This is a genomic window from Micromonospora sp. MH99 (genome assembly GCF_021442385.1).
Classification (GTDB): Bacteria; Actinomycetota; Actinomycetes; order Mycobacteriales; family Micromonosporaceae; genus Micromonospora.
The window spans coordinates 31,423-41,509 of record NZ_MUZA01000055.1 but is presented as its reverse complement, the minus strand read 5'-3'; the positions used below and the strand labels follow the sequence as shown (position 1 = coordinate 41,509).

The 10,087-nt window shown below is 72.7% G+C and carries 9 protein-coding genes; 4 read left to right on the top strand and 5 right to left on the bottom strand.

Annotated elements, in window-relative coordinates; translation table 11 throughout:
• The first annotated feature begins 14 nt into the window (after window positions 1-14).
• Entirely contained in the window at window positions 15-1,457 is a 1,443-nt protein-coding gene (locus B0E54_RS24105) for a PH domain-containing protein (RefSeq protein WP_374109310.1), read from the top strand.
• Window positions 1,458-1,559: 102 nt separating this feature from the next.
• On the opposite strand, the gene B0E54_RS24100 is transcribed toward B0E54_RS24105, so the two are convergent.
• Window positions 1,560-2,618, bottom strand: coding sequence for a phosphatase PAP2 family protein (locus B0E54_RS24100; RefSeq protein ID WP_305076148.1), 1,059 nt, complete (start codon window positions 2,616-2,618; stop codon window positions 1,560-1,562).
• A 138-nt stretch (window positions 2,619-2,756) separates the two neighbouring features.
• On the opposite strand from B0E54_RS24100, the gene B0E54_RS24095 reads away from it, so the two are divergent.
• Entirely contained in the window at window positions 2,757-3,161 is a 405-nt protein-coding gene (locus B0E54_RS24095) for a thioesterase family protein (protein WP_234588250.1), read from the top strand.
• Window positions 3,158-3,988: an MBL fold metallo-hydrolase gene (locus tag B0E54_RS24090; protein ID WP_234588248.1), complete on the top strand. Its 831-nt coding sequence runs from the start codon at window positions 3,158-3,160 to the stop codon at window positions 3,986-3,988. Before B0E54_RS24095 ends, B0E54_RS24090 begins: the two co-directional genes overlap by 4 nt.
• A 165-nt stretch (window positions 3,989-4,153) precedes the next feature.
• Here the strand turns inward: B0E54_RS24090 and B0E54_RS24085 are convergent, their stop codons facing one another.
• From B0E54_RS24085 to B0E54_RS24075, 3 genes are all read right to left on the bottom strand, one after another.
• Window positions 4,154-5,089 (bottom strand): carbohydrate kinase, encoded by a 936-nt coding sequence (locus tag B0E54_RS24085; RefSeq protein WP_234588246.1) that lies wholly within the window; start codon window positions 5,087-5,089, stop codon window positions 4,154-4,156.
• 138 nt (window positions 5,090-5,227) lie between these two features.
• Window positions 5,228-5,767, bottom strand: coding sequence for an XdhC family protein (locus B0E54_RS24080; RefSeq protein WP_234588244.1), 540 nt, complete (start codon window positions 5,765-5,767; stop codon window positions 5,228-5,230).
• A gap of 41 nt (window positions 5,768-5,808) precedes the next feature.
• Complete coding sequence (locus tag B0E54_RS24075) at window positions 5,809-6,378, bottom strand: XdhC family protein (protein WP_234588243.1); 570 nt, start codon at window positions 6,376-6,378, stop codon at window positions 5,809-5,811.
• Window positions 6,379-6,867: 489 nt separating this feature from the next.
• Here B0E54_RS24075 and B0E54_RS24070 point away from each other — a divergent pair, with 489 nt between their 5' ends.
• Window positions 6,868-8,019: a lytic polysaccharide monooxygenase gene (locus tag B0E54_RS24070; RefSeq protein ID WP_234588242.1), complete on the top strand. Its 1,152-nt coding sequence runs from the start codon at window positions 6,868-6,870 to the stop codon at window positions 8,017-8,019.
• A gap of 87 nt (window positions 8,020-8,106) precedes the next feature.
• On the opposite strand, the gene asnB is transcribed toward B0E54_RS24070, so the two are convergent.
• Window positions 8,107-10,068 carry an asparagine synthase (glutamine-hydrolyzing) gene (gene asnB, locus B0E54_RS24065; RefSeq protein WP_234588241.1) on the bottom strand — a complete coding sequence of 654 codons (1,962 nt, stop codon included), beginning with the start codon at window positions 10,066-10,068 and terminating at the stop codon, window positions 8,107-8,109.
• Window positions 10,069-10,087 lie beyond the last annotated feature (19 nt).

The window sequence follows — 10,087 nt, the reverse complement described above, 5'->3', positions numbered from 1 at the left end:
GCACCCGGCCGCCGCTGCCCGCCGGCAGCGCGCCTCCCGCCGGCCCGCCCACGCCGCCGCATTCCGCAGGCCCGCCTGGGACGCCGTACCCCGGGGGACCTCCCGGGGCGGTCTACGCGGGGCCGGCGTCGCCGGGCGGCGGGAACGGTGAGCCGCGGCAACGGCTGCACCCGCTCAGCCCGCTGCTGCACGGCGCCAAGTCGCTCGTAGTGGTGATCGCGGGCCTGTCCTGGTCGACGCTGTCGCGGGTCGGCTTCGGCTGGTTCGCCGCCATGGTGGTGGTGCTGGCGCTCGGCGCGACAGTGCTGTCGGTGATCAGCTGGTACAACACCGGCTACCACGTGGTGGGCCGCGAACTGCGCGTGCACGAAGGGCTGCTCTGGCGGCGTACCCGGGCCATCCCGTTGGAGCGGTTGCAGGCCGTGGAGGTGGTGCGGCCGCTGCTCGCCCAGCTCACCGGCCTGGCCGAGCTGCGCCTGGAGGTGGTCGGCGGGGGCAAGACCGAGGCGCCGCTGGCGTACCTCGCAGTGGCCGATGCGGCCCGCCTGCGCGAGCGGCTGCTGGCGCTCGCCGGGCGGACGACCCCGCCGCCTCCGCCCGGCGTTCCCGCGCTCCCGGCGGGACCCGGGACGCCGGCGGCCGCGCCGGGCCGGCCGCTGCACGCGGTGCGCAACCAGAACCTGCTGGTCAGTCAGTTGCTCACCCCGCAGGCGTTCCTGCTCCCGTTCGGCCTGGCGTTCGTCGTGGTGCAGTTCGTCACCGCCGGGTCGTGGTCCTTCGTCGCGGTGGCGAGCACGCTGACCGCGATGGCCGGTGTGCTGCTGCAACCGATCCGCCGGGTCCTCGACGACTGGAACTTCCGGCTGGCCCGCGACGGCGGCACCCTGCGGGTGCACAACGGCCTGCTGGAGACGCGCGCGCAGACCGTGCCGCTGGACCGGGTCCAGACCGTGCGGGCGACCTGGCCGCTGCTGTGGCGGGTCAACGACTGGCTGCGGCTGCGGTTGGAGGTGGCCGGCTACTCCGCGGCGGAGGCCGACGACCGCAACCGGCCGGACCGGCTGCTACCGGTCGGCGACCTGCCGACCGCCACGATGATCGTCGCCGAGGTGCTGCCGGGCGTACGCCTGGACGCGCTGACGCTGAGCCCACCACCGCCCCGGACGCGCTGGCTGCACCCGCTCGGGCGCGGCGCGCTCGGGGCGGGCCTGTTCGACCGGGTCTTCGCCACCCGGTCCGGACTGCTCACCCGGCAGTTGGCGATCGTGCCGTACGCGCGGATCCAGAGCGTGCGGGTGGTGCAGGGCCCGGTGCAGCGCCGCCTGGGCCTGGCGACCGTGTACGCGGACACCGCCGGCGGCTCGGGCGCGGCAGCCCAGGACCGCGACCTCACCGAGGCGTGGACCCTGGCAGCCGAGCTGACCACCCGAGCAACCAAAGCCCGCCGCACCCCCTAACCCCCACCCACCCGCTCTGGTGATCATAAAAGTGGTTATTGCCCCGACACGCCGAGCCGACGGGTAACAACTTCATGATCGACGGGGCGGGGCAGGGGTCCGTCAGTGGTCGGCGGGTATCGCTTGTTGGTCGTCTGGTGTGGGGTGCCTGTCGGCGGATGGTTCGGGGGCTACCGGCTGCCCTGGTGGTTTGTCGGCGGCCCCCGCTCGGCGGGCCCGCAGCGCCGCCCAGCCGCGTTCGGCCAGGCCGACGACCAGGTAGGTCAGCCCGACGTACGTCCAGCCCACCAGCACGTCGATCACGTAGTGCTCACCGGAGTAGACCAGGGTGAAGGTCATCGCCAGCGGGTACGCGAGCAGCAGCGGCCACCAGCGGCGACGGGTGGTGCTCAGGAAGAACAGCACCACGAACAGCGCCCACGCCGTGTGCAGCGACGGCATCGCGGCGACCGGGTTCGAGGCGATCTGGCCGGCGTTGAGCACGTTGCCGGCGCCGTGCATGCCGAACGCCTTCCAACCCCGCGTGGAGATCCGGGCGACCTCGGTGAGCAGGCCGTTCTGCGCGGCCCACCAGGGCGGGGCGGCGGGGTAGATGAAGTAGGTGGCCAGGCCGGCGGCGCAGAGGAAACCCCAGCGCCGCATGTAGGCGGCCCAGCGGTGCCGGTCACGCAGCCACAGCACCGCGGCGGCGGTCAGCGCCACCACGAAGTGCGAGAAGTACACCCAGCTCGCCGCGACGTCCCACCAGTGCACCTGCGGGCGGTACAGGTGCTCCTGCAACCAGATGGTGGGCACCTCCCCGCCGGTGGCCCAGCCGAACATGAACCGGTCGGCGACGATCAGCTCCATGGCGTGCGGGGTGGCCCCGTTGTCGGCGAACCCGCGCGAGAGGTTGTAGACGACGAACAGCAGCACCACCGGCACCCAGTCCCGGGCGAAGCGCAGATGGCTGCGCCACGGGCGGTCGCTGTTCCAGGCGATGGTCCCGAGCCAGATCCACACGAAGGCGTAGGCCGGGTCGGTGGGCAGCCCGATCGCCAGCCAGGCGGCGACGAAGGCGACCGCCCAGACCGTCATGGCGACGATGCGCCGACGGCCACCGTCCGGGGACGCGGGCGGGTCGGTCCGGGCGGGGGGTTGGGGGTCAGTCACGACGGCCATCGCGGTCAAGGTTAACGACGGGTCCGGCATCGACCGACGGGGACCACCCGCCGAAGCCGTGCGCGTGTGGGCGGCGGCCGGTGTGCGGATCGCCGGGCGCGTGCTCGACGGGCTCGGCGAGCACCTAGGCTGACGACCATGCAGGAGCAGCCCGAGCCGGCCTTCGCGCCGGGTCTGACCGCCCAGGTCGAACTGACCGTCACCGACGCGGACACCGCCCAGGCGGTCGGTTCGGGGGACGTACCGGTGCTGGGCACACCCCGGGTGCTCGCACTCGCCGAGGCGGCCACCGTCGCGGCCACGGCGGCCACGCTGCCGCCCGGGTCGACGACTGTGGGCACCCGGGTCGAGTTGGAGCACCTCGCGCCGACGGTGGTCGGGCGCACGGTACGGGCTCAGGCCCTGCTCGCGACGGTCGACGGTCGCCGGTTGTCGTTCGAGGTCACCGTCGCGGACGGCGACCAGACGGTGGCCCGGGGCCGGGTCGACCGGATCCTGGTGGACCGGCAGCGCTTCGTCGACCGGGCCGGGCGGTCGTCGTGAGCGCCGGGTTCACCGAGGTCGCCGACCGGGTGTACGTGCTGCCCGAGCCCCTGCTGCGGGTCAACGTCACCCTTGTCGTCGGCGACGACGAGGCGCTGCTGGTGGACACGCTCTCGTCGGCAAGGCAGGCCACCGAGCTGGCCGCCGCCGTCGGGCGGGTCACCGACCGTCCGCTGACGCTCGTCAACACCCACCACCACTACGACCACTGCTTCGGCAACGCCGTCCTGGCCGGCGATCCACCCCGCCCGGTGTACGCGCACGAGCGGGCCGCCGCGGCCCTGCGCGACGAGCCGGAGCGGCTGCGCCGGGAGGCGTACGAGGAGGTGCGCACGGAGCACCCGGAGCTGGCAGCCGAGCTGGCCGACACCCCGTTGCTCGCTCCGACGCACACGGTGCACACCGAGACCGAGCTCGACCTGGGTGGCCGGCGGGTGCTGCTGCGGCACCCGGGGCGCGGGCACACCGACGCCGACGTGGTGGTGCACGTGCCCGACGCGGACGTGCTCGTCGCCGGCGACCTGGTGGAGCAGAGCGGCCCGCCCGCCTTCGAGGACTCGTACCCCCTGCAGTGGCCGGACGCCGTCGCGGACCTGCTGCGGCTGACGACCCCGCGCACGGTGGTCGTGCCGGGCCACGGCGACCCGGTGGACATCGGGTTCGTCCGCGCCCAGCACGCCGACCTGGCGCGACTGGCCTGGCTGATCCGCGCCGCGCACACCGGCGACGCGCCACCGGAGCGGGTGGCCGCCGAGGCACCCTTCGGCGCCCGCGCCGCCCTGATCGCCGCCCGCCGCGGCTACACCGAACTAAACGGAACGCCCTAACCCGACCCCCCGACCCCCCAACCTCGCCGATCTTGCACTTCCTGCCGCGACATAAAGGGCAAGAGGGGGCCAACCGCCGACCGAAAATGCAAGATCGGCGGGGCAGGCAGGGCGGGGCATGGGGTAGGGCGGGGCTAGGGCCAGGGCGAGGGGCAGGGCCGGGGGTCAGGGTTTGAAGCGGCGGTCTACCTCGGTGCGGGTGGGCATGGCTGTGGCGCCGCCTGGGGACTCGCAGACTAGGCCCGCCACGCGCAGCGCGAAGGCCACCCGTTCGACCCAGCCCGCCGGCTCGTCGGGCTCGCCGTCGAGGAGCAGGTCGGCGATCAGCGCGGCCATGACCGAGTCGCCGGCGCCGGTGGCGTCGACGGCGTTGACCTTGGGGGCCGGCACGCGTACCGGATCCGCGCCGGCGGCGGCCAGCACCGCGCCCGCCGCACCGAGCGTCACCACCACGGTGGTCGCGCCCAGCTCACGCAGGTACGCGGCCACTCCCTCGACCGGTTCGTGCGGGTAGAGCAGTTCGGCGTCGGCGGTGCTCAGCTTGACCAGGTGCGCGCCCGCGGCGAACTCGGCCACCACCTCGCGCAGCCCGTCCAGCGCGGCGGGACCGTCGAGCAGGCGGGGGCGTACGTTCGGGTCGAAGACGCGCAGTCCGGGGGCGAGCGACCAGGCGCGGCGCGCGGCGGCCAGGGTGCGCGGTTTTGCCAGCACGATCGAGCCGCAGTAGAGCACGTCCGCGCCCTCCAGCAGCGCCAGGTCAAGATCGTCGGGGCCGAACAGGCTGTAGGAGGGCGGTTCGCCGTAGAAGCGGAAGTCGGGCTCCGGCCCGGCGTAGGTGACCACCGCGAGCGTGGTCGGCGTCGGTGCCGTGACAGCACCGGCGAGACCGACGCCGACATCGGTCAGGAAGCCACGGATCCGCCCGCCCAGCACGTCGTCGCCGAGCGAGCCGACGAACTGCGCCGCGCCGCCGAGCCGGGTCACCCCGACGGCGACGTTGAGCGGTCCACCGCCGATCGCCTGCCGGTAGACCCGTTCCCCGTCGCGCTCGGTGTCGAGCAGGTCGACGAGCGCCTCGCCGAACACCACCGCGTACCCCATCGAAGTCCCTTCGTCGTCAGCCGGCAGCGCGCCGGCGTGCCCACGCCGGGCCGCCGCGGGCGATCGGGCGGACCTGGTCGGCTGGGATCAGGCTGGCACAACGAACGCCCTGCTGGGCGGCGAAGAGGCGGTACGGCCTCAGCCCGGGTGGTGGATCGGCCCGTCGAGCGCGGACAGGGGCCGACCGCTGCCGCCCCAGCGGGCGGCGACGATCTGCGCGGCGACGCTCACGGCGGTCTCCTCGGGCGTACGACCGCCGAGGTCCAGCCCGATCGGTGAGGCGAGCCGGTCGAGCTGCTCCGGGGTGAGCCCGGCCTCGCGCAGCAGCTTGTGCCGCTCGTCGTGGGTGCGCCGCGACCCCATCGCCCCGACGTACGCCAGTGGTTGGCGCAGGGCCAGCGCCAGCAGCGGCACGTCGAACTTCGGGTCGTGGGTGAGCACGCAGACGACTGTGCGCCCGTCGATCCGGCCGGCGTCGACCTCGGCCCGCAGGTAGCGGTGCGGCCACTGCACCACCACCTCGTGCGCGTCCGGGAAGCGCCGGTCGGTGGCGAAGACGGCCCGGGCGTCACAGACGGTCACCCGGTAGCCGAGGAACGCGCCGATCCGGGCCACCGCGGCCGCGAAGTCGATCGCCCCGAAGACGATCATCCGGGGCGCGGTGGCGTACGCGGCCACGAAGAGGCTGAGCCCGGCGCCGCGGCGCTGCCCCTGGTAGCCTACCGGAGCACGCCGCTGTGCCCGGCGGCGAGCAGTCCGAGCGCGTCGTCGGTAGCGGCGTCGTCCAGCCGGTCGTCGCCGAGCGAACCGGTCACCTGCCCACCGGTCAGCACCAGCCGTCGGCCCAGTCGCCCGGCCGGGTCGGTCGGGGCCGCGCCCGGGGGGTCGCCGGCGTCGGCCGCCACGCAGGTGACGACCGCGGCCGGTTCGCCGGCCCGCCGCGCGGCGGCGACCGCGTCCACCTGCGCGCGGGCGTCGCCGTCGACCCGCTCCACGAACACGTCGAGCATCCCGCCGCAGGTCAGGCCCACGGCGTACGCCTCGTCGTCGCTGACGCCGTAGTGGACCAGCTCGGGTACGCCGGTGGCGAGCACGTGGCGGGCACGCTCGTAGAGGTCGGCCTCGACGCAGCCGCCGGAGACGCTGCCGGTGACCGTGCCGTCGGCGGCCACGAGCATGGCGGCGCCGGGCGGCTGTGGCGCCGATCGCCAGGTGGCGACGACTGTGGCCAGGGCGACCGGCTCGCGGGCGCGGCAGCGGCGGTGCAGGTCGTCGAACACGTCGGGCACGCGCTGCCGCCTCCTTCGTCCCGTCGCCGGCCGGTCCCGCCGTACGGCCCGGCACGGCGACGTGCGCCGCCCCGACGCGGGAGATCCACCCGGACGGCAGTCGTCGCCGTGGGGATGCAGACCATCACTATAGGAGAGAACCCGCCGATCCGATCCGGAGACGGGTGAGCCGACGACGGCACGGTCGACCGCGCCAGCCGCGATTCGCACATCGAGGATCGACTATTGCGCAGGCGGTCGGCGACGTGGTGGGATGGCGCATACCGGGCGGTGCGAGGGCTGCCGCGCCGCCGGTTGCCGGGTTGGTTCGACGCGAGGGCACCGGTCCAGGACAGGACCGTTGATGGCGTGTGTCCGCTGGCCGCACTTCGGCCGGGGCACGTCACAGTGATCGCCGCATCCGCCCCCGCGGCGCTGCGACGACACCACAACCCCACCCGATTGCGGCGGGGCGGCTCGGGCGGCACGCCTCGCGAGTCAGGAGAACCCGTGAACCGTTCCCGTACGGCCGCGTTACTCACCGCGGCCCTTACCTTCGCGCTGGGCGCCGTAGCGCTTGCGGCCAGTCCGCAACCGGCGGCCGCGCACGGCGCGGCGATGACGCCGGGCGCCCGGACCTACCTCTGCTGGCAGGACGGCCTCAGCCAGACCGGTGAGATCAGGCCGAACAACCCCGCGTGCGCCGCCGCGGTGGCGCAGAGCGGGACGAACTCGCTCTACAACTGGTTCAGCGTGCTGCGCTCGGACGCCGGTGGCCGTACCACCGGCTTCATTCCGGACGGGCAGCTGTGCAGTGGTGGCAACACCGGCTACCGGGGCTACGACCTGCCCCGCACCGACTGGCCGCTGACCCACCTGACCTCCGGCGCGCGGCTGGACTTCCGGTACAGCAACTGGGCGCACCACCCGGGCACCTTCTACTTCTACGTCACCAAGGACAGCTGGAGCCCGACCCGGGCGCTGGCCTGGAGTGACCTGGAGGAGCAGCCGTTCCTGACGGTGACCAACCCGCCGCAGCGCGGCAGCGTCGGCACCAATGACGGTCACTACTACTTCAGCGGCAACCTGCCGTCGGGTAAGAGCGGCCGGCACATCATCTACTCCCGCTGGGTGCGCTCGGACTCGCAGGAGAACTTCTTCGGCTGCTCCGACGTGGCCTTCGACGGCGGCAACGGCCAGGTGACCGGTGTGGGTCCGGGCGGGTCGAACCCGACCACTCCGCCGCCCACCACGCCGCCGCCGACCACCCCGCCGCCCACCACGCCGCCGCCGACCACCCCGCCGCCCACGACGCCGCCGCCGACCACCCCGCCGCCGACCACGCCGCCGCCGTCGACAGGTGACTGCATGGCCGTCTACAAGGTGACCAGCGCCTGGCAGGGCGGCTTCCAGGGCGAGATCACGATCATGAACCACGGCAGTACGCCGTTCGCCGGCTGGACCGCGAGCTGGACCTGGCCCAACGGGCAGGCGATCAATCAGATCTGGAGCGCCACCCAGACGACGTCCGGCGCCTCGGTGACGGCGACGAACGTCTCGTACAACGGCACTGTCGCACCGGAGGGCACCACCACGTTCGGCTTCCTGGCCAGCAGCACAGGAACGAACGGCATCCCGACGGTGACCTGCGCCCGCCGCTGAGGTTCCCTGAAATGATCAAGAGGTTTGCGTCACCCGGAGTCACTCGGGTGACGCAAACCTCTTGATCGACGGGGTGGGGGTCGCCGGTCAGCGGACCATGGAGCCGACCACCGGCTTCGTCAGCAGAGCCGACTGGTTGCGCTGGATGCCCGGGTCGAGCGTCTTGGCCACGAAGATGGCGTGCCAGATGCAGAAGATCAGCACCGTCCACACCTTGCGGGAGTGGTCGGCCTCCTCCCGCTTGTGCTCGTCGAGCAGCCGCAGGGCGTACGACAGGTCGAGCAGGTCACCCGCGCCCGAGGTGCTCAGCACGTGCCGGGCCCACTCGTACATCTCCCCGCGCAGCCACACTCGGGTGGGCGTCGGGAAGCCCAGCTTCTTGCGGTTGACGATCGCCGGCGGCACGACACCCTGCAACGCCTGACGCATCGCGTACTTGGTGGCGTCGGAGCGCGGCGGCAGCTTGAGGTCCACCGGGATCTTCGCCGCGACGTCGAAGACCTCGCGGTCGAGGAACGGCACCCGCACCTCCAGCGAGTGCGACATCGAGATCCGGTCGGCCTTGACCAGGATGTCGCCGCGCAGCCAGGTGTAGAGGTCGACGTACTGCATCTTGGTGACGTCGTCCAGCTCGGTGCACTCGGCGTAGATCGGGGCGGTCACGTCCGTGTAGCGCACCGAGGGGTCGTAGCGCCGCAGCAGGTGCTGCTTCTCCTCCTCGGTGAACATCCGGGCGTTGCCGTAGTAGCGCTCCTCGATCGGGGTCGTGCCACGCTCCAGGAAGCTCTTGCCCTTGACCCCCTGCGGGATCGCCTTGGAGACCGCGCGCAGGCCCTTCTGCACGCCGCCGGGCAGGCCGTTGACGGTGCCGAGCGACAGCGGCTCCCGGTAGATCGTGTAACCGCCGAAGAACTCGTCGGCCCCCTCGCCGGAGAGCACCACAGTGACGTGCTCGGCGGCCTTCTTCGCCACGAAGTACAGCGGCACCAGCGCCGGGTCCGCCACCGGGTCGTCCAGGTGCCAGACGATCTTCGGCAGCGCGTCGATCATGTCCTGCGGACCGATCTTGGTGGGGATGGTGGTGACGTCCAGGTGCCGGGCCGACTCCTGCGCGACGTCGATCTCCGAATATCCCGGCACGTCGTAGCCGACGGTGAAGGTCAGGATGTTCGGGTTGAACTCGCGGGCCAGCGCGACGACAGCCGTCGAGTCGATGCCGCTGGACAGGAACGAGCCCACCGGCACGTCGGAGCGCATGTGCATGCGTACGCTCTCGCGCAACGTCTCCCGGATCTCGTGGTAGAGCTTCTGCTCGTCGTCGACCGGCGCGGGCCGGAACACCGGCCGGTACCACCGGCGCACGTCGATCCGCCCGCCCGGGGACCAGGTCAGGTACTCCCCCGAACCGATGCGGCTGATGCCCTTGTGCAGGGTGCCGGGCTCGGGAACGTACTGCAGCGTCAGGTAGTGGCTCAGGTTCGCCGCGTCGACACCCGCGTCGCCCTGGTAGCTGCTGTGCGCGAACGGCAGCAGCGCCTTCTTCTCCGACGCCAGGTAGAGGCCGTCGGCGGTCTCCAGGTAGTGCAGCGGCTTGATGCCGAAGTAGTCGCGGGCGCCGAACGCGCGCCGCTCCTGCCGGTCCCAGATGACGAAGGCGAACATGCCGCGCAGGCGGGTGAGCACCTGCTCGCCCCAGTAGTGGTAGCCGGCGACGATCACCTCGCCGTCACCGGCGGTCGCGAACTGCGCGCCGAAGTTCCGGACGAGCTCGTCGCGCAGCTCGATGTAGTTGTAGATCTCACCATTGAAGGTGAGCAGATAACGGCCGTTCGCGTAGGGCAGCGGCTCGTGACTCGACGCGACGTCGATGATGGCGAGCCGCTTGTGGGCGAACACGCCGTCCGCGTACCGGCCGGAGGCGTCACCGACCACCTCGACCCCTGTCTCGTCGGGGCCGCGGTGGTGCAGGCATTCCAATGCTCCGGCGATGTGGTCGCGGTGCGCGGCGGCGTTGCCGTTCGCGCTGAAGAAGGCCAGGAGTCCGCACATGGTGGTCATCTTTCCACGC